This window comes from bacterium (genome assembly GCA_016708315.1).
Taxonomy (GTDB): domain Bacteria; phylum Zixibacteria; class MSB-5A5; order CAIYYT01; family CAIYYT01; genus JADJGC01.
In genome coordinates, this window is sequence record JADJGC010000023.1 from 786,722 (window position 1) to 811,401 (window position 24,680).

General features: G+C 51.5%; 18 protein-coding genes and 1 pseudogene. 18 read left to right on the forward strand and 1 reads right to left on the reverse strand.

Annotated features, from left to right (window positions below; all coding sequences use genetic code 11):
• The first annotated feature begins 14 nt into the window (after positions 1-14).
• The 17 genes and pseudogenes from clpP to menE all read left to right on the forward strand — a co-directional run bounded on the left by clpP (position 15) and on the right by menE (position 21,914).
• Positions 15-593, forward strand: a complete 579-nt coding sequence (gene clpP, locus IPH59_15770; protein ID MBK7093146.1) for an ATP-dependent Clp endopeptidase proteolytic subunit ClpP — start codon at positions 15-17, stop codon at positions 591-593.
• A 28-nt stretch (positions 594-621) separates the two neighbouring features.
• The gene (gene clpX, locus IPH59_15775; protein ID MBK7093147.1) at positions 622-1,869 is read left to right on the forward strand and encodes an ATP-dependent Clp protease ATP-binding subunit ClpX; all 1,248 of its coding nucleotides are present in this window, start codon (positions 622-624) and stop codon (positions 1,867-1,869) included.
• 8 nt (positions 1,870-1,877) lie between these two features.
• Positions 1,878-4,247, forward strand: a pseudogene (lon, locus tag IPH59_15780) (endopeptidase La).
• Positions 4,248-4,265: 18 nt separating this feature from the next.
• A complete protein-coding gene (locus IPH59_15785; GenBank protein MBK7093148.1) occupies positions 4,266-4,838 on the forward strand; it encodes a YihA family ribosome biogenesis GTP-binding protein in 573 nt (190 codons plus the stop codon).
• Positions 4,839-4,861: 23 nt separating this feature from the next.
• Entirely contained in the window at positions 4,862-6,136 is a 1,275-nt protein-coding gene (locus tag IPH59_15790; GenBank protein ID MBK7093149.1) for an adenylosuccinate synthase, read from the forward strand.
• Positions 6,137-6,280: 144 nt separating this feature from the next.
• Positions 6,281-6,811: a hypothetical protein gene (locus tag IPH59_15795; protein MBK7093150.1), complete on the forward strand. Its 531-nt coding sequence runs from the start codon at positions 6,281-6,283 to the stop codon at positions 6,809-6,811.
• A gap of 205 nt (positions 6,812-7,016) precedes the next feature.
• Entirely contained in the window at positions 7,017-11,912 is a 4,896-nt protein-coding gene (locus tag IPH59_15800) for a PAS domain S-box protein (GenBank protein ID MBK7093151.1), read from the forward strand.
• Between the two features lie 170 nt (positions 11,913-12,082).
• On the forward strand, positions 12,083-12,814 hold the full coding sequence (gene ubiE, locus IPH59_15805; GenBank protein ID MBK7093152.1) for a bifunctional demethylmenaquinone methyltransferase/2-methoxy-6-polyprenyl-1,4-benzoquinol methylase UbiE: 732 nt from the start codon (positions 12,083-12,085) through the stop codon (positions 12,812-12,814).
• Entirely contained in the window at positions 12,760-13,809 is a 1,050-nt protein-coding gene (gene aroF / locus IPH59_15810; GenBank protein ID MBK7093153.1) for a 3-deoxy-7-phosphoheptulonate synthase, read from the forward strand. Before ubiE ends, aroF begins: the two co-directional genes overlap by 55 nt.
• The gene (locus IPH59_15815; protein ID MBK7093154.1) at positions 13,802-15,196 is read left to right on the forward strand and encodes an isochorismate synthase; all 1,395 of its coding nucleotides are present in this window, start codon (positions 13,802-13,804) and stop codon (positions 15,194-15,196) included. Before aroF ends, IPH59_15815 begins: the two co-directional genes overlap by 8 nt.
• Positions 15,193-15,474 (forward strand): hypothetical protein, encoded by a 282-nt coding sequence (locus IPH59_15820; protein ID MBK7093155.1) that lies wholly within the window; start codon positions 15,193-15,195, stop codon positions 15,472-15,474. Before IPH59_15815 ends, IPH59_15820 begins: the two co-directional genes overlap by 4 nt.
• 128 nt (positions 15,475-15,602) lie before the next feature.
• Positions 15,603-16,772, forward strand: a complete 1,170-nt coding sequence (locus tag IPH59_15825; protein MBK7093156.1) for a hypothetical protein — start codon at positions 15,603-15,605, stop codon at positions 16,770-16,772.
• On the forward strand, positions 16,756-17,598 hold the full coding sequence (menH, locus tag IPH59_15830) for a 2-succinyl-6-hydroxy-2,4-cyclohexadiene-1-carboxylate synthase (protein MBK7093157.1): 843 nt from the start codon (positions 16,756-16,758) through the stop codon (positions 17,596-17,598). Before IPH59_15825 ends, menH begins: the two co-directional genes overlap by 17 nt.
• Positions 17,599-17,622: 24 nt before the next feature.
• On the forward strand, positions 17,623-18,444 hold the full coding sequence (gene menB / locus IPH59_15835; protein MBK7093158.1) for a 1,4-dihydroxy-2-naphthoyl-CoA synthase: 822 nt from the start codon (positions 17,623-17,625) through the stop codon (positions 18,442-18,444).
• An 8-nt stretch (positions 18,445-18,452) separates the two neighbouring features.
• Positions 18,453-19,349 carry a 1,4-dihydroxy-2-naphthoate polyprenyltransferase gene (locus IPH59_15840; GenBank protein MBK7093159.1) on the forward strand — a complete coding sequence of 299 codons (897 nt, stop codon included), beginning with the start codon at positions 18,453-18,455 and terminating at the stop codon, positions 19,347-19,349.
• Positions 19,346-20,479 carry an o-succinylbenzoate synthase gene (gene menC, locus IPH59_15845; protein ID MBK7093160.1) on the forward strand — a complete coding sequence of 378 codons (1,134 nt, stop codon included), beginning with the start codon at positions 19,346-19,348 and terminating at the stop codon, positions 20,477-20,479. Before IPH59_15840 ends, menC begins: the two co-directional genes overlap by 4 nt.
• Entirely contained in the window at positions 20,472-21,914 is a 1,443-nt protein-coding gene (menE, locus tag IPH59_15850) for an o-succinylbenzoate--CoA ligase (protein MBK7093161.1), read from the forward strand. Before menC ends, menE begins: the two co-directional genes overlap by 8 nt.
• Positions 21,915-21,929: 15 nt before the next feature.
• On the opposite strand, the gene IPH59_15855 is transcribed toward menE, so the two are convergent.
• On the reverse strand, positions 21,930-22,247 hold the full coding sequence (locus tag IPH59_15855; protein MBK7093162.1) for a hypothetical protein: 318 nt from the start codon (positions 22,245-22,247) through the stop codon (positions 21,930-21,932).
• A 236-nt stretch (positions 22,248-22,483) separates the two neighbouring features.
• Here IPH59_15855 and IPH59_15860 point away from each other — a divergent pair, with 236 nt between their 5' ends.
• Complete coding sequence (locus tag IPH59_15860) at positions 22,484-24,625, forward strand: hypothetical protein (protein ID MBK7093163.1); 2,142 nt, start codon at positions 22,484-22,486, stop codon at positions 24,623-24,625.
• Positions 24,626-24,680 lie beyond the last annotated feature (55 nt).

Sequence of the window (24,680 nt, forward strand, 5' to 3'; positions counted from 1 at the left end):
CTTTGAGAAACCAACTGATTCCGATTGTTGTCGAGCAAACTGGACGCGGTGAACGCGCCTACGACATTTACTCCCGCCTGCTCAAGGACCGCATCATCTTTCTCGGTACGCCGATTGATGACAACGTTGCAAATCTCGTGATTGCACAGATGTTGTTCCTTGAAGCTGAAGACGCGAACAAAGACATCTTCCTTTATATCAACTCGCCCGGCGGTGTTGTCACATCCGGTTTGGCGATTTATGACACCATGCAATTCATCAAGCCGAAGGTATCGACGCTGTGCATGGGCTTGGCCGCTTCAATGGGAGCATTCCTGTTGGCCGCCGGCGAAACGGGCAAACGCGCTGCGCTTCCCCACTCGCGAATCATGATTCATCAGCCGCTCGGTGGCGCCCAGGGTCAGGTGACCGATTTGGAGATTCAGGTCAAGGAAGCAGTACAGCACAAGCAGCGGCTTTCAGAATTGCTTTCCAAGCACACCGGCCAACCGCTGGAGAAGATTTTATCCGATACCGACCGCAACTACTTCATGTCTTCCGAAGAAGCGAAGAATTACGGTATTATCGACGAACTCTACGTTAAGAAGGCTTAGCTTCGCAGCAGCCTAATAGGATCAGGCTATGACTAATGGCGCCAAGCGCGTCGAGCGTTGCTCATTCTGCGGTAAAGATGCGTACAGTGTCCGGAAGTTATTCTCCGGATACAACGCATTCATTTGCGATCAATGCGTCGAGATGACGCATGAAATGATCGACGATACGCCGCGCGGCAAGTCGGTCCAACGTCCGGTAAAGATCTACAAACCGAAAGAAATTCGCGCCTTTCTCGACCAGTATGTGATTGGTCAGGATCGCGCCAAGAAGACTCTATCGGTCGCAGTGTATAATCACTATCAGCGCATATTCAACCAGACCGAGATCGGCGAGACTGAGATGGAGAAATCCAATATTCTCATGCTCGGTCCGACCGGAACGGGAAAAACACTTCTGGCGCAGACATTGGCACGCATGCTTTCTGTGCCATTCAGCATCGCCGATGCCACGGTACTTACCGAGGCAGGTTATGTTGGCGAGGATGTCGAGAACATCCTGGTTCGGCTGTATCAGTCGGCTGACTACGACAAATCGCGCACCGAAGTCGGTATTATCTTTGTTGACGAAATCGACAAGATCGCGCGCAAGTCGGCGAATCCTTCAATCACTCGCGACGTTTCCGGTGAAGGCGTTCAGCAGGGTCTGCTGAAAATGCTTGAAGGCACCGTCTCGAATATCCCCCCGAAAGGCGGGCGCAAGCACCCAGAACAGCCATTTGTGCATATTGACACCAAAAATATTCTCTTAATCTGCGGCGGCGCATTTGATGGTCTTGAGAAGATCATCGCCCGTCGTGTCGGTAAACAGCAAGTTGGATTCAAGGTCGACCGCCGTGATGTCAGCACCGATGATTCCAGCGCCCTGCTGCACATGGTTGAGACAGAAGACTTGCTGGAGTACGGTTTGATTCCCGAGTTGATCGGACGTTTGCCGGTGGCTACCGTGTTGGATGAGCTATCAGATGAAGCAATGCTGCAGATTCTGACCGAGCCAAAGAACTGCCTGACCAAGCAATACACAAAGATGTTTCAGCTTGAGAGTATCGAGCTTGAGTTCACACCGGAAGCTCTTAAGGAAGTCGTCAAGATTGCCCGCAAGCGGAAGACCGGAGCACGTGCACTGCGTTCGATTTTTGAAGAGAAGATGCTCGACATCATGTACGAAGCTCCTTCCTATCGCAATGTATCCAAGATCGTAATCACTGACGAAACGATCTCTGCCGGAGCGCCGCCGATTATCGAGCGGTCGTCCAAGTCAGGCAAGCAAAGCGCCTGACCAAACCCATGATTTATCAATACGGTTCGGAGAAACTGACAATCAAGGAGTTCCTTCCGGTGCTGCCGGTGCGGGATACCATTGTGTTTCCGTACATGGTGTATCCGATGATTGTCGGACGACAATTCTCCGTTGATGCCCTGCAAGAGGCGATGGTACGCGACAAGCAGATTCTGCTTCTGGCGCAACGCGACAAGGAAACGGAGATTCCGTCAGCATCCGATCTCTATACATTCGGTACGATTTCGCGCGTGCTTCAAGTGATGAAGCTCTCCAACGGTACGATGAAAGTCCTGATGGAAGGCATTGGCCGCGCCAGCGTGAAGCGGCTGACATCCAGCGACGGCTATATCGGCGCCTATGTCAAGGTCGTCAACGACATACTTGAGAAAGACGATCTTCGCATTGAGGCATTGGCGCGAACCGTCACGACATCATTTACTGAATATGTGAATCTAAATCGCCGGCTGCCGGACGAGATTCTGTCGTACACCACGGAAGTTGGTGACCCCGGAAAACTCGCCGATGTTATCGCCGCGCATCTTTTACTCCCAATCGACGTGCGACAGAAGATGCTGGAAATCGTCTCGGTCACCAAGCGGCTTGAGCTTCTGGCAAAGAATCTCTCCTCAGAAATTGAAATCCTCAAGCTGGAGCAGGAAATCGATACCGGCGTGCGGGAATCGCTGAACAAGACACAGCGTGAATTTTATCTTCAGCATCAGCTCAAGGTCATCAAGGAAGAACTCGGCCAGTTCGATGATTCGGCGGACGTTACCGATTACGAAGAGAAGATCAAGAAATTGGGATTGCCGGCTGAAGTACAGAAAAAGGCTCTTGAAGAAGTCAACCGTCTGAGCAGAATGCACGCATCTTCGGCAGAAGCCAACGTTATCCGGAACTACTTGGAGTGGATTCTGGCGATGCCGTGGAACGAGAGAACCGTTGACAGATCAGACTTCGGCGCCGTCGAGACAATACTTGATGGCGAACACTTTGGACTTGAAAAAGCCAAGAAGCGCATACTCCAGCATCTCGCCGTACTGCAACTATCCAAGAACGTGAAAGGTCCGATTCTATGCCTTGTCGGTCCTCCGGGCGTTGGCAAGACCTCGCTGGGCAAGTCGATTGCGCATGCCCTCGATCGCAAGTTTGCACGTATGTCGCTGGGTGGAATGCGCGATGAAGCGGAAATCCGCGGACATCGTCGTACCTACATCGGCGCCATGCCAGGCCGAATCGTTCAGATGCTAAAGAAGGTCAAGAGCAACAATCCCGTGTTGTTGCTAGACGAAATCGATAAGATAGGCTCCGACTTCCACGGTGATCCGGCTTCGGCGCTGCTCGAGGTCCTGGACCCGGAACAAAATTCGACATTTCAGGATCATTATCTCGAATGCGAGTTTGATCTGTCTCAGATTCTTTTCGTTACGACCGCCAACACCACGGCAGGTATTCCCAGGCCGTTGCTCGATCGAATGGAAATGATTGATCTCCCTGGTTATCTAGAACTTGAAAAGGTCCAGATTGCCGAGAAGTTCTTGATTCCAAAACAGCAGAAAGAGAATGGCCTCGAGAAGTACAAAGTCTCGATTGCTCGACCGGTAACATTCGCCATTGTTCGCGACTACACTCGCGAATCGGGAGTACGCGAACTCGAACGGCAGATCGGCTCAGTGATGCGCCAGATTGCCGAACGAATTGCCAAGGGCGACAAGAAGAAGAGCTTCACGGTTACCAAAGCCGATCTCAAGAAATATCTCGGCGTCCGCAAGTATCACGAAACCGAATTGGGCCGAATGATACCCGGCAAGGCGATTGGTTTGGCTTGGACTCGCGCTGGCGGAGAGATCCTGCCAGTCGAAGTCGTATTAACAGACGGCACCGGTCGCGTTACACTCACCGGAAAACTGGGCGATGTGATGCAAGAGTCGGCTCGCGCGGCATTTACCTACCTGAAGTCCAAGGCTGACAAGCTGCATATCCCGAAGGAGTCTTTCAAGACATCAGATGTTCACCTTCATCTCCCTGAAGGCGCTGTCCCAAAAGACGGTCCATCTGCGGGCATAACCATATTGGTGGCACTGTGTTCGGCATTTCTGGTCAAACTCCCGGCCAAGGGTGTCGCCTACACCGGCGAAATCACGCTTTCAGGCGAGGTACTTGCGGTTGGCGGACTGAACGCCAAACTTATCTCGGCACTGCGGGCAGGGATCAAGAATGTGATCGTTCCGGCTGCAAATCAACCGGACATCGAAGAACTGCCGAAAGACCTGACTTCGAAGTTGAAAATTCACTATGTAAAAAACGCCTCCGAAGTTTTAGCGCTTGCCTTCCCGAAGTAATTTCCATACCTTTTCTCACCGGTAGAAACTTAAGAGTAAGAGAGTGAATTCCTGACACAGGTAACGCTGGATAGGACTGCCTATCTGCCGGATCAATTAATTCTGGAAGGCCCATCGCAGGTTGCGTTTGCGGGCCGCTCCAATGTTGGCAAGTCATCGCTGTTGAATAAGCTATTCAATCGGCGCAATCTCGCCAAGGTCTCACAAACACCCGGCAAGACTCAATCAATCAATTACTATCTCAGCGATCGGCGCTGCTATTTTGTCGATCTGCCCGGCTACGGCTATGCCCGCGCCGGTAAGATCGAACGCGAGAAGTGGCAAAGGATGCTCGAGCATTATTTCGAGAAGAACCAGGCACTGAAGGGATTGGCACATCTCATCGATATTCGCCATCCCGCAACCGATCTCGATATCATGCTGCACGAATGGACTCAACCGCTTGTGAAGAATCATCTGTATGTTCTGACCAAAGCCGACAAGGTGCCGAGCAGCAAGCGAGCGCAGGCGATCATCAATCTTGCGAAGGACCTGAGCGTCCCGCGAGAGCAGGTGATCGCGTTTTCGATTGAAGTCGGCGACGGCAAACAGCGAGTGCTTGAATGGGTGGCATCAGTAATTTGAAAGTTGACTATGGGAGAGAATAGATGACGAATCGAGTTGTACTCGGATTGCAATGGGGCGACGAAGGTAAAGGCAAGATTGTTGACCTGTTGTCTAAAGACTATGACATAGTTGCCCGTTGTCAGGGCGGCGCCAATGCTGGACATACGGTTAAAGTTGGCGACAACAAGTTCATACTCCATCTTATCCCTTCGGGAATTCTGCATCCGGGCAAAATCTGCATCATCGGCAACGGTGTAGTGCTCGATCTGTTTCAGCTTTTCAAAGAGATGCGGGAGTTGGAAGATCGCGGCATCAAGGTCGCGGGGCGGATCATGGTTTCCGGGCGCGCACATCTTGTCATGCCGTATCACAAAATCATTGATGCTGTGATGGAAGAAGCCCGCGGCGATGCACTGCTGGGAACGACCAAGCGCGGCATCGGCCCTGCCTACCTCGACAAGATTGGACGCTGCGGCATCCAGTTCGCAGACATTTTCGACGACCACGTCTTGCGCTGCAAGATCAAGGAAAACTTCGATCTCAAGCAACACATCTTCGATAAACTCCCGGCGGATCAAAGACCAAACATCGAACTGACTTTCGAGACCTTCGTAGCCAAGCGTGAAGAAGCCAGAGCGCTTATCTGCGATGTCGCCGAGTTCCTCGATGACTCGATTCACAAAGGTAAGAAGATTCTGTTTGAAGGAGCGCAGGGCACATTGCTCGATGTCGATTTCGGCACGTATCCGTTTATCACTTCATCTAATACGACAATCGGCGGTGTATTGACCGGACTCGGAATCGGCTGCAAGCATCTCGGACGTATCACCGGTATCGTCAAGGCATACCAGACACGTGTCGGCAGCGGGCCGTTCCCCACGGAATTGCTGGATGACACCGGCAACCGCCTGCGCGAACAAGGTAATGAATACGGTTCAACTACGGGAAGACCGCGTCGCTGCGGCTGGATTGACCTTGTGCTTCTCAAGTATGCAGTACGGATCAACGGTGTTGACGATATCGCGCTTATGAAGATGGACGTTCTCGATGGACTTGATGAAATCAAGGTTTGTGTCGGCTACAACTTCTTTGGAAAGATCTGCGATACGCCGCCTCAATCTAACTTCCACTTCAAGCATGTTGAGCCGGTATACGAGACAATGCCCGGCTGGAAAAAGCCAATCGGCAACGCCAAGTCATTCGCGGAGTTAGATGTCAACGCACAGGCTTATCTCAAGAAGATAGAAGAGTTTACCGGAGCCAAGATTAGTATTCTCTCCACCGGCCCGGAGCGGGATCAGACGATTTCAAGTTAGATTGGACTTGATTGTCCCTGTCGTGCCAAAACGGGCACTTCATCAGGATACGAATTCAAGTGAAACACCGCCTTAACCATGCTCCAGTGACAATTGTTGTGATTCCTATCTCATCCAGCAGAGTAATAAAGCTGCTCTTTGCCCATGTCTAATCTACGCATAGTTCGTGCCGGTCAACACGCGTTGACCTTGCTCGTTGACATTCGCGAGAATGCAGAGCGCGAGCTTAGTGAAGACACACTTCTGCTCACCACAGACAGTTACAGTGAACTTCGCGAACATGCCACTGAGAGTTCGACTCATTACTTTCTTGGATTCGAAGACCACATGCCCTTCGGCTACGTGCGTATCTCGATTGAATACGGCGAGTGTGAAATTGTCGGCCCCTATCTCTATCCCGACTACAACCGCCATGAGCTACAGATCTTGTTGATTGAGCATGCGCTCAATTTTATGCATAATCAAAAGGTGCGGCTCGCGTATGTTCTGGTCCCAATGGCCTATACTGGATCTGCAGAAGCATACTCGAGTTCACATTTCGAAGACATCTCCGATAATGCCGAGTTTATCAAACGGTGGCACGACGGAGTTCTCGCCCATCGCCCGATACCCAATAATACCCGGTTGTTCGCCCGATTACTCGACTCAGAACCACAGCTAACTGATTCACAGTGAAACAGTTGAAACTCTTCGTTACGACTTAACCTCGTTCGCCTCATTGTTTTCTGAGATTATCCGATAGACAATAGTAGACCAGTCGAGCGAGAATCAGCTCATGCTGGTTGAGTTGAATGAGCTAAGGGGTAAAGGCAAGACTGCCGCGTCGGGCATTTGTTCGAAGAGAGGCTGCTTGCCAATCTGGCGAAAGGCATTGTAGGCAGTGAATCTGGCGCGTACTGAGACAAATATAGAATCAACAGCAGCGCAATCGCAACGCAGAACTGGAAGCAGTCAGCGTTGGCTCTACTTGTTCTATATTGTCATAGTGTTTTCAGCCGTCGTGAAGACCATCACCTATCTCGGTGATGAACGAATGGAAAAAGGCGCTAAAGCAAATTTCGAATTCAACGATCGTTGGCTCGCATGGCGTTCAACTGAAGACTCCATTAGATCATCCCTTGACTTAATCGGATTCCAACACACCACAGGCCAATTAATTGCCGAGTCAGTTCAGACCGAGCTGGAATACCGCAAGCATATTGAACGCATTCGCAGATCGATCAAGGCACTTCAGTCCTTCCCAGTGCCATCAACTGCGTCGAGTGAGTGCGGCCCAATATACGCTTCGCTTGCTGGACTGTCCGAATCTATCGACACGCTGGACGGGCTGCCCTCGCTGGCTAGCCTTTCCAATGGGAGAAAATCCGATTCACTGTTCATCGGCATCGAAGGCAGGTGGGAACGCAACTTCCACGCTTGCATTGCCGCTATCAACGCAATTCGCAGTGAACGAATGGCCATCGTCGGCCGCAATACAGATCGATTCAATCAACAACTTGAAGAGTGGCAAGCGACAGAGGGAGCAATCAACGCTGTTTCGCTGGTCGTTGTCGCATTTCTAGCGATCTTCGGACTGGTCTTGGCAAGAAATCTTTCGAACGCAGAACGCGACCGCACTCGTCAATTCGCCATGCTGACAGAAAGCGAAAACCGTTATCGCGCGGTTGTTGACAACATCCCCGGCGTGATATTCCGTTCACGAATTGCTGAAGACTGGCCGGTCGAATACATTAGCGACAATGTCGAACGCATTACCGGCTATCCGGCTTCGGATTTTGTTAACAACAACGTTCGTCGATTTGGAAGTATCATACACCCGGCTGACGTTGACAAAATGACTTCTGTGGTGGATTCCGCTCTCAAGAACGGAACGCCTTACAGCCTCGAGTATCGCATTATCAATGCAAGTGGTGAAATCGTCTGGTTGTCAGAACGCGGCCGAGTGGCTGTCGATTCGAAAGGCAAACCGACTTGGCTTGATGGCGCAATTTTCGATATCACGGCACGCAAGAAGGCCGTTGACAATCTCGCCGAGAGCGAGGAAACCCTGCGCGCCATGATAGACGCCAGCCCGGGCGTTGCATTGTTGCTCGATAGCGATGGGCGCGTGCTGGCAGTCAACAATGCATTAGCAAAAAGTGTCGGGCTTCGACGAGAAGAGTTACTTGGCAAACTAGGCTACGAGATTGTGCCTAAAGAGTTGGTCCATGAAAGTTGGATGCATTTCCGCAAGACTGTGGAAACCGGACAAAAGTGCGACTTCGTGCAATCGTTTGAAGGCAATTATACGCATGTTTACTTCCGCCCGATTTTGGACGGCAGGGGTAGAGTAGTCAGAGTTGCCATCTTTGGCATGGATGTCAGCAGTTGGAAAAGGGCGCTTAACGAATCGAAGCGTTTCAAGAATCTATTTGACCAGACCACGGACATCGTTGCAATCATCAATCCGAACTATGATTACCTTTATATGAACCGCGCCTGTAGCGAGTTTGTTGGCGACACCGCATCCCATCCGATAACGAAGTTGGATATTGGCAAGCACTATACACCGGAGTCTGTTGAACTCATCCGCAACGTTGCGTTTCCAACCGTAATCCGCGACGGTATCTGGCAGGGTGAAGCTACATTACTTAACTATCAAGGTAAGGAGATTCCCGCATCGTTGGTATTCACGGCCCATCGCAACGCCGAAGGTGAACTCGAGCACCTTTCATGCATTATTCGCGACCTTACTGACCGCAAACGCGTTGAACTGGAACTGGATGAGGTCAACAATCGGTTACACGAAATGCTCAACGCCATTCCTCTGCCAGTGTACTACAAGGACCGGGATCTGCGATATCAGGGATGTAATTCCGCGTTTGAACGCTATTTCGAAATCAAGGAAGTAGAGCTCATTGGAAAATCGGTTTACGAAGTCTTCCCCAACTCTGAATGCGACCGGATCAGTGCGCGTGATCGCGACCTTATGGAGCACCAAATCGAAATCGTTGAGGAGGGTGCTATCCCGACTGCAAACGGCGAGATAGTTAACATTCTTTTGCATAAGGCACCGGTCCGAAAACTCGATGGCTCGTGTGCGGGATTAGTGGCCGTGGGCATTGATATCACTGAACGCAAGAAGATGGAAGAGGCACTTCGACAAAGTGCCAATCAACTTCGCCAATTGACAGCGGGGTTGCCCGGCGTTATTTACCAGTGCTGCATCGGTGCTGACAGATCACTGAACTTCACATTTATCAGTGATAGTGCGATCAACGTGTTTGGTCAGGCTCCCGAGACGATAACTGCTGATCCGGCAATAATTTTCAGTGCCATTCACCCCGATGATGTTGGCGGCATTTACCAATTATTGGTGGACTATCGGGTTCCAGACAATTACTGGTACCATGAGTTCCGCTGCATTGTCAGAGACGAAGAGCGCTGGATCAGAGGCTCAGCATTACTGCAGAGCCGCGAAAACGGAGTTGCTATCTGGAACGGAATGCTGGTTGATATCACCGAACAAAGGCAGATTGCGGAAGAATTGCGAATTAGCGAGGAACGCTTCCGCAGATTGTTCGATTCAGCCGGATTTGGAATTGCCGGCACCGACCACACCGGCACGATACGCGAGACCAATCCCGCGTTCCAAAGAATGCTTCAATATAGCGCAGATGAATTACGCGGCATGACTTGGGCGTCAATAACGCATCCGGGCGATGTTGAGATGGGTGCAAGTCTGGTCGCTGATGCGCATGAAGTTTCGAGTTCGGGTGTACACTTTGAGAAGAGGTACATTCGTAAGAATGGCGAAACTATCTGGGCACGACTGTCAGTCGTTGAGATTCCCGGCGACCAGGGCGAACCTTCAGAATTCTTCGGAATCGCGGAAGATGTTACCGAGCGGCGGCGCAATGAAGAACGAATTCGCGAGAGCGAAGCCCTCTATCGAACTCTGTTTGAAAGCTCCGGCGAAGGGTTGTACTTGATAGCAGATTTTTACGTGGACTGCAATGAACGCGGCGCTGAAATGTTCGGGTGCAGAAGGTCGGAAATTGTCGGGCTGACTCCTGCTGATTACTCACCCGAGTTCCAGCCGGATGGACGCCTATCAGAGGAAGCAGCACGGGAATACTTGGCTGCTGCTGAAGCCGGGCACGAACAGTCATTTACATGGCGACACCTTCGCACTGACGGCAGGGAGATTGACACGGAAGTTACGCTGAAAAGACTTTCTATTTCCGGTAATGTGATAGTGCTGGCATCGGTGCGCGATGTCAGTGAACGAATCCGGATGGAGAGCGCATTGCGCGACAGTCTAATGCAGCTCAATACACTCGTATCGTCAGCGGTCGATGGAATTGTCCTGACTGATCACGACGGGTACATCGAGTCTGCCAATCCGGCCGCAACAAAGATCTTTGAGACAAGCGAACAAGAACTGATTGCCACCAACATTGTCAACCTCGTTGCCGAGCCGCACCGCAGCAGATACCTTGACCTCCTGCAGCAATCTGATTCCGACAGCGCCAGCACGCTGCTTCGCGGTGTACACGAGGTGCTTGGACTTCGAACCGGCGACTATGTCTTCCCGATGGACATTGCTATAAGTCCGCTTCAACTCGGCGACACCGTTAAGTACGTAGCCATTCTTCGAGATATTTCCGGACGAAAGTTTGCCGAACAGCGCATTGTCGAAAACGAAGCCAGGCTGGAGGCAATTCTGAGTTCCGCCGGCGACGGCATTATCGTTATAGATGGTGATCGCAATGTACAGATCTTCAATGACGCCGCTCAATCTGTGTTCGGCAGACCGGCATCGGAGGTTATCGGAAGGCGCTTCGAAGAACTTGTACCAGGATTCAGTGAGCGCTCGCTTCCAACCAAAGGCGAGAGATTGTCATTTGAGACTGTTGGAAGTCATTCGGATCAAGGTGATTTCCCGCTGCAATTGTCTGTAAGCCGCGTCTTTGTCGGCGGGTCTGAATCGTACTCAATTATCGCCCGCAATTTGACTGAAGACTACGATCGCCGTGAGCGAATGATGGAAGCGGACAAGTTGACTTCCATCGGTACGCTTGCAGCCGGCATTGCACACGAATTCAAGAACTATCTTGCCGGTATCATAGGAAACGCAAGTTTCGCAATGGACTGCTTGCAAGAACCTGACGGTATGGAAGAAGCACGCGAGGCGTTCGAGCAGATTATTGCCATCGGCGAAAAAGCGAACGAAATCGCGCTGTCCCTTCTCACCTACTCTCGCCAGCGCCAAAATGATCTTGAGTTGATCGACCTCTGGGAAGTGATTCAATCGACGCTGCGCTTCACCGGCAAGGAACTGGCTGAGAAGAGAGTCGAAATTGTGACCCACTTTGAGGAACTGCCGAAAGTGATGGTCTCTGCTAATAGAGCACAGCAGCTGTTCTTGAATCTAATCATCAACGCCAGTCAGGCAATTACAGACGGCGGCGTGATCACCATCTCAGCATCGCGCACCGAAAGTACCGTCACAATCAAGATCGGCGATACTGGTGCCGGAATTTCTCCTGAGAACATGCGCCGTATCTTTGACCCGTTCTTCTCGACCAAGGGTGTTTGGGGTAAGGACGCAGTTCATGGTACTGGTCTCGGGCTTTCAATCTGCAAGAATATCATCAACTCCTTTGGCGGAGAGATCACTGTAGAAAGCTCCGTCGGCAAAGGCACAACATTCTCAGTTACCCTTCCCATTCCTGACCAAAATTCGATAGCTGTTGCAAATAGCCAGCATCTGCATTCAACACCAACATCATAATACAACCTGATTTCAGGTCTCCGCATCCAAGCCGAATCAGGCAGTTTCCCGCATAACATCTTGCGAAGTAAACGCTTAGCTCCTAAAGAGAAGCGGTTGCTTCGGCACCATTTGATACGTATATTAGACAGCTATCCGGCAATCTGACACCGCCGGAAGAGTGGAATGAGATGAAGGAGATTGCTATAAAGGTCCCGATCGAGTCGCCGTCACGCGTCGACGTCTATCGCATGTTCGACAAGATTAGCACGCGTTATGATCTGCTCAATCGTGTGTTGTCGCTCGGAATGGACCTTTACTGGCGTCGAGTTGCCATCAGGGAGCTGGATAATGAGAAGCACCTGCGTGTTCTCGATTTGGCCTGTGGCACCGGCGACATTGCAATGGCCGCAGCTAAGGCAACGACGAGGCGACAGGTGATTGGAATCGACAGAGCCGAGCAGATGCTTGCCCTGGCATACTCCAAAGTATCCCGCGGCCTACTATCCAATCAAATCTTGTTGGCTTGCGGCGATGGAATGAACATTCCGGTCGCCGACGGTTCCATGGATGCGGCGACGATTGCGTTCGGTATTCGTAACATGCCCGATACTTCGCTTTGTCTTGGTGAGATGAAACGAACGCTGCGCACCAATGGCAAACTCATAGTGCTCGAGTTCTCTCTGCCCAAAAACAGAATACTGAGATCGCTGCATCTCTTCTATCTCCGCCGCATACTCCCTGTTATTGGCCGCTGGCTCTCGGGCGACAACTATGCATATAGCTATCTGAACAAGACTATCGAGACGTATCCTCACGGGGCACAATTTGTTGAATTGATGCAGAAGGCGGGATTTACTGATGTACAATGTCGTCCGTTGACTCTTGGGATTGTCTCACTCTACACGGGAATCAAAAATTGATCTATAGCTTCGCCCATACCGACGATAAGTCAGCCGCATTTCTGGAAATTCTGAATGATGCGGGAATCGATTTCGAATTGTCCAAGCACGACCGAACAGTGGTGCGGGTGCTGGGCAGAATTACGCCGGAAGTCGACTCCAAAATCAAAGCTGCCGGCATTCAGGGCTCGTCCATCAACTTGATTCGGCACGCTGAACTGCCATGCTATGATCAAATTCTTGATCGGCGCGAGTTGACTATTATCGCCGGACCGTGCGCTGTGGAATCGTCGGAACAAGTTCAAGCGATTACCGAGCGACTTAGCCGACTTGGTGTGAAATTTCTCCGTGGTGGTGCTTTCAAACCACGGACCAAGGTTGATTCTTTTCAGGGTATGGGAACCGCCGGACTGAAAATTCTCCGCGAACAGGCTGACGCTCATGGTATGTTTGTGATAACCGAGGTCATGGATCGCACGCAGATCGACACTGTGACAGAGTATGCCGATATTCTCCAAGTCGGTTCGCGCAATATGTATAACTACACGTTGTTGACGGCGCTCGGCTCCGTCAATCGACCGGTGTTGCTCAAGCGCGGCATGTCAGCGACTCTGTCCGAATGGCTATCGGCTGCTGAGTATGTGAGTCGCGGCGGCAACAACCAGATTCTGCTCTGCGAACGCGGTATTCGAACGTTTGAGCCTGAGTTTGCTCACACGCTGGATATTGCCGCGTTGGTCTTGGCAAAGGCTAAAACGGCATACCCGGTTATTGCTGATACGTCACACGCATCAGGTCGAACTGATCTTGTTGAAGCACTCGCATTGGCCGCGATTGCTGCCGGAAGTGACGGTATCATGATCGAAGTTCATCCGGAGCCAAGCAAGGCTCTGTCGGATGGCAAGCAAGCACTTGATCTTGATCAATTTGAATCGCTGGTTATCCGGGCAAGACAGATATTTGCCGCTCGCCAGTCGCTTTTCAATCACAATTCGGATCGCGATCTGCATGAATAGCGCCTCCATCCTGTTTGACCACGACAAAATAGCCGAACTGATCGCGAATGAAGAGTCGCGTTTTGGTCTGCAGGATCAATCCCAATCACTCTTTCCGTTGATTATTCGAATTCCCCTTAATCGATTTGATATCCTCGCATGGCTAAATTCAAACACCTCGCCGCTACGATTCTATTGGAGCAATCGCGACCGAACTTTTGAGTTTGGCGGAACTGGCGACCTGCTTGGCGGATACAACTGGCGGGAAATGACATTTGCGGGACGACTTGATGAAGTCCAATCAATGCTTCGCAAGTTTGATCAGGATGGAACATTGCGCGCCTTCGTCGGTGAGACTTTTGATTCCGACATGCCGCTCGATGATACCTGGAAGGGTTTCCCCAAGCAGTGCATTCACCTTCCTGAGGTGTCTGTCATCACCGAAAATGGCCAGACAACTGCATTGATTACTATTCTCCGCAATCCAACCGACGATCAAAATACGAATCTGAGACGAATCACAACATTGCTGAATACACTCGATGGTTCCGCTTCAATCCAAAATTGCGAACTGGAATTGTCCGGGCGAATTGATAGTCCGTGCCGGGAAGATTGGCAACACGCGGTTGAGAGTTCGATGGACGCAATTGCGACCGGGCAGATTGACAAGGTTGTCCTGGCACGTCGTACTGATTTTCAGGTCAAGGGTGGAATCGAACCGATCCAACTTCTTTCGCAATTTGCCGGAGGCGCCGCCAACTGCTATCGCATCATGTACGCGCCAAATCGGGAAGCTGCCTTTGTCAGCGTTTCGCCGGAGCGGTTGTTCTATTGCAACGGCAAGTTGTTGAGTACCGAAGCCGTGGCTGGAACAATTCGACGCGGCGAATCGGAAATCGAAGACCTCGCCCTGGAGAATCGTCTCCGCAGCAACGTCAAGGACCGGATCGAGCAGAGCATCGTTGTGGAAGGAATCACGGAGTCCCTTCAGCCGCTGTGCGAGAAGATTGAATTTTCATCTTCGGCATCCGTGATGAAGCTCGCTCGTGTCCAACATCTGATATCCGAGTTTCGAGTTATCCTCAATGACAATGCTACCTCCGGCAGCGCACTGAAAGCGCTTCACCCGACCGCTGCTGTTTGCGGCAATCCCCAACAGGCTGCGCGGGAGTTGCTGCGCAAGATCGAGTCGTTTTCTCGCGGCTGGTATGCTTCTGCCATAGGTGTGATTGGTGCGGATCAGTGCGAGCTGGCGGTTGGCATTCGTTCTGCCGTGATTCGCAATCAATCAATAGGTCTCTTCACTGGCGCTGGGATTGTCAGCCAATCGGACCCGGAAGCAGAATGGCAAGAACTTGAAGACAAGCTGCACTCCATTCTGATGAGTGGAAATGGACTGAATGCGTGAAGGCTTGCAATCTGAATCATCTTTGGGGACGGCTTATTGTCGAAGAACTTATCCGCAATGGCGTATCGGAATTCTGCCTATCACCCGGATCGCGTTCGACACCATTGGCGATTGCCGTAGCGGAACGCGACGATGTACATTCGACTGTACATTTTGACGAACGCGGCAGCGCGTTTCGCGCACTGGGATTTGCGAAAGCGACCGGTCGCCCGGCGGTGCTGATTTGCACGTCCGGTACTGCGGTAGCCAATTTCTATCCGGCCCTTATCGAAGCATAGCAGTTCAGAAGTCACTGCATTCATTTCCGGGACCGGTTCAAGTCAACTGTCAGTTTCGCGAACCACTCGCACCGCTTGGGACGGAACAAGATTACTCTGAGTACACGAAATCGATCGACAAATGGCGAATGGGTCAATCACCACATACGGCGTATCACAGCAGCGAACAAGTCGCCCCACAGCCATCAATCGATATTATTATCGAGCAACTGCGTTCAGCAAAACGCGGCGTCATAATCGCAGGCACGCTTGCGGCGCACTGCGACGTATCACCAATCGTTACATTGGCCGAACAACTGCATTGGCCGCTGTTATCGGACATCTGCTCAGGAACAAGATTTACGGGAATCAAAAGCAGTTGCATCATCTGTCATTCTGATTCATATCTCCGACACACAGACATTCGGTCGCGCCTGGCTCCAGACATCGTCCTGCAATTCGGCACAGCCGGAATCTCGAAATCACTGATGCAGTTTGCAACCAGCGCAACGGCGAGCTACGTGATTGTTACAGACCGGCCCGACCGTGTCGACCCAGGTCACAAAGCAACTCATCAAATTGTCGCCGACCCGGTACTGTTCGCCGAGCAGCTAGCAACCGTTGGCGGTATACCCGATTCCGAGCTACTTTCGGACTTCGTTAAATATGACGAGATCGCACAACTTTGTCTCAAAGAGCTGAATCCAGCCTCAAATAAAGAGTTATCAGAACTTCAAGTAATCAGCGAAGTATTCAGACTCAATAACGCAGAGCGCGGCGTTTTCTTGGCAACCAGCATGCCGATTCGCGAGGCCGATGTCGTTGCGCGACAGTCTGACTTCCGGCTGCACGTTACTGCAAATCGCGGCGTGAACGGAATTGACGGGACGATTGCCTCTGCGGTAGGATTTTCTGATGGCCTCTCCTTACCAGTGACTTTATTGATTGGCGATCTGGCATCATTGCACGACCTCAACTCGTTGGCGCTTTTACGGGAATCACGCTATCCTGTGATTATGGTCGTGATCAATAACGATGGCGGTGGAATATTCTCGATGCTTCCGGTCGCTTCGGCTTCGCGTCACTTTGAAAAGTTCTTTGCGACACCGCATGGATGCGATTTCCGAAATGCGGCGGAGATGTTTGGTCTGAAGTATCACTACCCTTCCAGCATCAAGGACTTTGCGACAGTATATCGGCACAGTCTGAAGTCGAAGAAGTCGACTCTGATTGAAGTACATTGCTCGCGCGACGAAAATGTCCGACAGCACCAAATGCTCTGGGACGCGGTGAGGAACAAGATTGAAAAACAATTCTAAAGATATGGCGGGTCACAAATCTATGGATTGGTACTATCAAGAACGCGGACCTCAGATCGAACATCCGATTCTATTCCTACACGGATTCATGGGACTCTCTGATGACTGGCAAGACGTAGTTGATCAACTGGCGTCGAATTATCGCTGTATCATGCCCGATCTGCCGGGGCATGGCCGCAGCGGGTTTCCGATACGCAGGGAGATGATCACAATTCAATCAGTCGCCGAAGGAATCATTGCGCTATTTGACAAACTCGGTATCGACAAGGCCACAGTAGTCGGTTACTCCATGGGTGGACGCGTCGCCCTGTACACAGCGTTGCACTTCCCACAGCGTGTTCAAGCGCTGGTTCTTGAGAGCACTGGTCCCGGTCTTGAAGATGAATACGAACGCCGGGTTCGAACTGCATTGGATGATGATCGCGCATATCATCTTCGCGTCCAAGGATTAGATACGTTCCTTGATGATTGGTACAAAGCGCCGCTATTTGAGTCGCTGAATCGCCATGAAGACAAACTCGTGCGCCTGAAAGCTTCCCGGCACATACATAATGTCGAAGGGCTTGCGGCTGCGCTACAGGGACTCAGTACGGGAAGGCAGCCTTCTCTTTGGGACAAACTTGAACAGATTTCTGTTCCGACGCTCCTTGTTTGCGGTGCATTGGATCACAAGTTCACTCGAATCAATCGTATTATGTCAGAGCAAATTCGCCTGTGTGAGTGGAAAATGATCGGAGATGCCGGTCACAATACCCATCTCGAACATCCGGAAGCGTTCACGACCACGATTCTGCGATTCTTTGGCGAGAGGCTTCACAAGCCGTAACGACAGAAGGAGACTGAGATACTAATGAGCAGCATAAACTGGCAAAGCGCCGGGAACTTCAAGGATATTGAATATCACAAAGCAGATGGGATCGCCAAGATCACGATCAACCGTCCCGAAGTCCGCAATGCGTTTCGGCCCCTGACCGTCAAAGAAATGTCGGACGCGTTTGCTGACGCCCGCGAAGATTCCGATATTGGTGTTGTCATATTGACTGGAAAGGGCAAAGACGCTTTCTGTTCGGGCGGTGACCAGAAGATTCGCGGTGATTCCGGTTACAAGGATGATGGCGGTGTGCTGCGTCTTAACGTACTCGACTTGCAGAGACAAATTCGGACGTTGCCAAAACCGGTCATCGCCATGGTTGCTGGATATGCCATTGGCGGTGGGCATGTGCTTCACATTATGTGCGATCTCACAATTGCCGCCGACAATGCGCGTTTTGGCCAGACCGGACCACGAGTCGGCTCGTTCGATGGCGGGTATGGCGCAAGCTACTTGTCGCGACTAGTCGGCCAGAAGAAAGCACGTGAAATCTGGTTCCTCTGCCGTCAATATGACGCTCAGCAGGCTCTCGATATGGGACTTGTCAATTGCGTCGTTCCGTACGATCAACTCGAACAAGAAACCGTGACTTGGTGTCGCGAGATTCTCGGCAATAGTCCGATGGCACTGCGATGTCTCAAAGCGGCACTGAATGCCGACTGCGATGGACAGGCGGGTCTCCAGGAATTGGCCGGTAATGCGACGATGTTGTATTACATGTCGCCCGAGGCACAAGAGGGTCGCAACGCTTTTGTCGAAAAGCGCAAGCCGGACTTCTCGAAGTTCAAACGAAATCCGTAATCTCTTCCATGAACAGCCCATCCCCCAACTACTCGCGCCTGCAGATTTGGATTCTGGCGGCGCGGCCAAAAACGCTTTGGGCTGCGGTTGCTCCAGTAGTGATCGGAGCCGCCGTTGCAATCGATGACGGCTTTGTTCACATTGCATCGTTAGTCGCTGCCTTGCTTGGTGCGATTTTCATCCAAATTGGCACCAACTTCGCCAACGATCTGTTTGATTTCAAGAAATCCGTAGATACCGCTGAACGACTCGGACCGCTGCGAGTTACTCAGGCAGGCTTGGTTACGCCAGCGCAAATGCGCAATGCGACGATACTCGCATTTGGCATCGCGTTCACAATCGGAATCTACCTCGTCTTTCGCGGCGGCTGGCCAATCGTAGCGATTGGTCTTCTGTCGATACTGTTCGGCGTGTTGTATACCGGCGGTCCCTATCCGCTTGGTTACAACGGACTCGGCGATATCTTCGTGTTGATATTCTTCGGACCGGTCGCCGTGGGCGGGACATACTACGTCATGTCTCAGACAGTTACGGCTGAAGTCATTCTCTGCGGCTTGTCGCCGGGGCTACTTTCCACGGCGATTCTTGTGGTTAACAATATCCGTGACATCAAAACCGATTCTGTCACCGGCAAGCGTACGCTTGCTGTTCGCTTTGGCAGACGCTTCTCTGAAGTGCAGTACCTTCTTCTTGTAGCGGCGGCGTTGGTCTATCCTGCGATAGCATTCGCAGTCACAAGATCGCATGGGCTCGCGATGATCGCCGTTGCGGCAGTCATTCCGGCAATTCCCGTTATGCGGCTCGTACTCAAAGAAGAAGGTGCCATTCTCAACTCGGCGCTCGCTGGAACGGGACGAGTGCTGGCCGTTTACTCTGCGCTGTTTGCAATCGGCTGGCTGTTATGAAGATTGAAGCGGTTCGCATCTATCGCTATGACATCCCTTTCGTGCGCCCGTTTGTGACATCGCGATTCATACTGCAAAATCGAAGCGGACTGATTCTTGAACTCACGGCAACTGGCGGATTCGTGGGTTATGGCGAAATTGCGCCGCTCGCGGGATTCAGTCGCGAGACTATTGATGATTGCACTGGCGCCGCTGTTGCATTGGCAAGAGAACTACAACACTCCAAGCTTCCTGATTCTCCGCAAGAGTTACAGCAGCGGAGTTGCAAGTGGCAAGATCTTCCTCCCTGCGTGGTCTTCGGATTCGATTCAGCTATGGCTGACCTTTGTGCACAGGCCGCCGGTATCACAATGGCTCAGTGGATTCGAGCCAACGCGACGCAACGAGTAGCGCTCAATGCCGTCATTGCGGGCAATACAACCGACTCGGACATCAAGGCTAAGTGTGTCGAAGGTTACAGCACGTTCAAGCTCAAAATCGGAAGCACTTCTATTGATGATGACGTTCGCAGAATTAGCGAGATAAGGGAGTTGATCGGCTCTTCGGCCAAACTGCGACTCGACGCTAACTGTGCTTATGACTTTGAAAGTGCTACAATGCTGACTCAACATTTGGCGGCTTTCAATATCGAGTACATCGAAGAGCCGCTCAAAGACGCTACCTTGGCAAATCTCGCTCGCCTGCGCAGCAACTCGCCAATTCCCATTGCCATTGATGAGACTCTGATCAGTATCTACAATCGTGCGCTCGACACCAGACGCATCGAGCTACTGTCACCGGAATTTCTCGATTCATTTGATGTTGCCATAATCAAACCATCGCAGATGGGAAGTATCGTCGAGGCGATTGAGTTTTGCGAACGACTCATCCAATCGGGAAAGGAGATTGTTGTTACGTCTTCATTGGACACCGCAATCGGCGTAACTACCGCCATACACATTGCCTGTGCATTGCAGGTGCGCGACGCCTGTGGCTTGGATACGGCAGGGTTGTTTGTAAGCCAGCTCACCCACTCGATCGGCGACTTGAGTGCGGGATATCTGTCGCTCCCGAGCCGACCCGGCCTTGGGGTGGCACTTGAGAAACATCCTGACAATCTCCAATATCTGAACGAGATCGAAGTTGCTTAACTGCCCACTTAGACAAGCCGCGATTTCCTCTCCCAACGCTCCGGCTATTTGTGATGCCAATCGCTCGCTGACGTTTGACGAGTTTGACCGCTTGGTGACGTCAATCGCACACGAGTTTGAGCAACAAGGAGTACGCACTGGCAGTCATGTCGCGATTCTCAGCGGCAACTCGATCGAATATGTTGTTGTGTTGATGGCGCTGATTCGAATCGGCGCAATCTGTGTTCCCCTGAACACGCGGCTACATTGCGTCGAGCTTAAGCGACAACTAAATCAAATCGATTTCGCGATGGTATTGACTGACGAAGCAAATCAGCAGACTGCAAGCGAACTCCATCCGCGGACAATCAGTATTTCTGACCTGATCAATTCAGCACCAAAAGGCATTGTCACTCGCGACCCAATCGACATTCAGCCGAGTCGAGATTGCGTCGTAGTCTTTACTTCCGGTTCAAGCGGGACTGCCAAGGGCGTGAGACTGAGCTTCGGCAATCTCCATTACAATGCCCTCGGCTCAAACGAAAATCTGCCGTTGGCACCCGGTGATACCTGGTTGCTGTCGCTGCCGTTGTTCCACGTCGGCGGATTGGGAATCGTGTTCAGATGTCTTTTGGCAGGAGCGCAAATATTCGTGAGCCGCCGTTTTGATACACAGGAATTGAACAACCTGATCGATGCCGGCGCCGTCACTCACCTTTCGCTCGTACCATCAATGTTGACTCAGCTACTGCGTGAGCGTAATGGTCGCGGCTTCGCAAAATTACCCAAGGCCATTCTCCTTGGCGGGGCACCTGTTTCTGAAAGCTTACTCCGCACCATACGCGAGTTGCGGCTTCCCGTCATAGTAAGCTACGGCATGACCGAAACAGCTTCGCAAGTTACAGCAACGAAGCTCGGTGACCCTTTAGAAATATTGGCCACCAGCGGTAGGGCTCTGCCCTATCGTGAAATTCGAATCGAAAGCGGGCCAGGCTCGGCCGTCGGCGAAATTTGTGTTCGCGGCAAAGTTGTCTGCCTCGGTTACACCGGTGATGCGAACTTGCCGCTCACTGACGACAATTGGTTTCGAACAGGAGATATTGGCTCTATCGACGCAGATGGCTTTCTGACAGTTTTGGGACGCAAAGATGGAATGTTCATCTCTGGTGGAGAAAACATCTTCCCCGAAGAAATTGAGCGACTGGTTGTTGGATTTCCCGGCGTCACGGCTGCGGCTGTAATTGCTATCGACAATGCCGACTGGGGGAAGCGGCCAGTGTTGTTCATCGAGAGCGCCAACATCAACAGCATTGACGAGCGCGACATCGCAAAATTCTTGTCCTGCCAATTGGCAAAATTCAAACTTCCGGATAGAATAATCGTCTTAGACCAACTTCCACGAACCACGCTAGACAAAATTGACCGCGCCGCACTTGAACAGTTGGCAAAATCTTAAGCAGATAGTGAAAGTCTACGGCGCCGATTGAAATTTCAAAAGTCGGGCGCGGAAATCTTGCGGAATCGATATCTTCCTGCGGGTACTGCGGTCGATTGTTACATGGACCGTTTTCGCTTTGCCGACGAGCTCACCGGCAGTGTTCTTCAACTCATACTCAAGCGTATATGACGAATTGCCGAGATTTGCAATGACAACACTCGCTTCCAACTCTTGGCCGACGATTAGCCCGAGCAAATACTGCGACTCGGCATGCACAATCGGTACGAAGAAATCGGCATTGGCAATCAAGATCTTCCATCGGCGCTCCGATTGTGTGCAATAAGTCCTCATAGATATCATGCATATAGAAGAACTGCTGCGCAAAAAAGAGTAATCCTGCGGCATCGGTGTCGTGCAAGCGGACGATGATTTTCTTCCTGAGTACTGCCATTCAATCTCCTGACTATCTTAAGATATTCAAACTGACCCGTTTGCCAAAGCGGAATGTTCGTCAACGACGGCATGAGACAATAGCAGTTGCGCGAAGCCAAGTGACGCAATACGTTTCGTTAAGTTCGGGAGGAACCATGATTCGATGCCTAATTCTGATTCTTACATTAGTTGCTGTCTTTAACACAACTGCAAATTCAACGGATCTGCTTGACTCGGCGCTATCGTTGGTCGGTAAGGACCGGGGCGATCTCGGCTATCAGCCCAAGGGATATTGGAATCGCTATCCATTTGTGATACCGCACAAGCTCCCTGCATTTGATGACCTCTTTGCCGAGCCGATGCGCGTTTATGATTACAGCCAGTCAATGAAATCTTCCTTTATGTATTACATGGAAGACTCGGTCTTCTCCAATACGTCAAACTCTGCTCTCTATCAGCTTTCTTATCATTTGGGCTGGGAGCGCAAAATTGGCGGCTTCCGCAGTTACTCTGCCAACTTGATCGACTCGGTCAGCGGAGAATCGCCGCTCTTTGACGCTATCGAGAAATTGTATGAATCAACCGGCTCGCAATTGGAATACCGCACATTCGGGGCGAAATCAGAATCTGAGATCTCTCGCTCGCGCTTGGAAGAACAAACCGCACTCTTAAGTCCAGCGATCAAAGAAGTGTTGGCGCTATGGATACTGAATATTGTCGAGGCCAACAGCTATCACCAACTTGCATTCCGGAACGTTCCGCATCGAATTGTCCAGGAAATCTTTCAGATTCAGAATCTTGATGCGACACAAGGTGACGGTCAAATCTACTATCCTCAACTCGACGACTGCGCATCAACAATCGACTGGCAATCGTTGGTGTACTCTTCGTTCAAGACCATCGCAGCTTCCGACCTGACCGCCAAGAAGCTCCAGAAGCTCTCCGTCCCAGACAACTTCAAGACCATTACCATCAATACGCCCCTTGGGCAAATCGTGATCGGCGACAAAGGCAATTCGACCTACCGATCGGGCGGCTACTTGCTGATCTGCGACTTTGGCGGCAACGACGTCTATCTCGATGGCGGCGGTTCGAGACCCGGTCTTCCAATCAGCGCGATCATTGACCTCGACGGCGCCGACAGCTACGGCGACAGCCTGAGCACTCGTACTCTCGGGTATGGTGTCTGCGGGACCGGCATCGTAATCGACACACGCGGCAATGACAAATACGCTGCCAACCGATTGTCACAAGGCATCGGCGTCTTTGGCACCGGTATGGTCGCAGACTTTGAAGGCGACGACGACTACCAACTGAAAGTGTCGGGACAAGGCTGCGGTTACTTTGGAGTTGGAATGCTGATTGACCGCGTCGGCGACGACAACTACTATCTCGCCGGCGACGGACAAGGTGCTGGCGGAATTGGCGGAGGAATCGGCATACTCGCCGATTTCCGCGGCAATGACTACTACAAAGCCGAGCCGCTGGCGGAGGTCTTTAACCGTGGGGATTACCATTCGCAGATGAGGATCAATGCCAACAACGCTCAGGGCTGGGGCGGTGGTCGGCGCGGTGACGGTTCCGACGGCCATAGTTGGGCAGGCGGACTTGGAGCACTGATTGATTGCTACGGCAACGACGAATACTACTCAGGCAATTGGAGTATCGGCACCGGCTACTGGTTTGGTATCGGGGTTCTCTACGATGTCGAAGGCGACGATCTTTATCGAAGCTGCTACTTCACGCAGGCTTCTGGAGCGCACTACTGTATCGGCGCTGTGTTTGATGAGTCGGGCAATGACCGGCACGAGCTGTTTGAAACCGCCGGCGCGGGATTGTCTTTCGGCTGGGACTTCGCAGTAACACTGATGGCTGATTGGCAAGGCAACGACACTTACACCGGCAAAATCATCTCCATCGCCAATGCACAGATTCGTTCCAATTCATTCCTGTTCGACCTCGGCGGTGATGATCTCTATCAATTGTCAAAGGGAACAGACGGAATGGGTGACGCTTCGTTTCGCGAAGACTACCGGACTCCCCGACCTACAGCGCCGTTTATCTCTTATGCGCAATCATTCGGTATCTTGATTGATATTGGCGGCACTGATCAATACTTGGATGTCGCCGATAGCACCGGAACCCGCACAAATCGGCCCGACTGTGAGAACAACACAACCTGGCTGCGACCTGCAAGAACATCAGATCAATTCGGTTTCGACAACTATGGAATCGGGATTGACGCAGACTCTGGCCAGGTCAGTGATCTGTTGCGATTTCGCCCAGCCTTAAAGTAGTAAAATCAAAAAGGGCAGTCTCTCGACTGCCCTTAGAAATTACGAACTCGTTTCT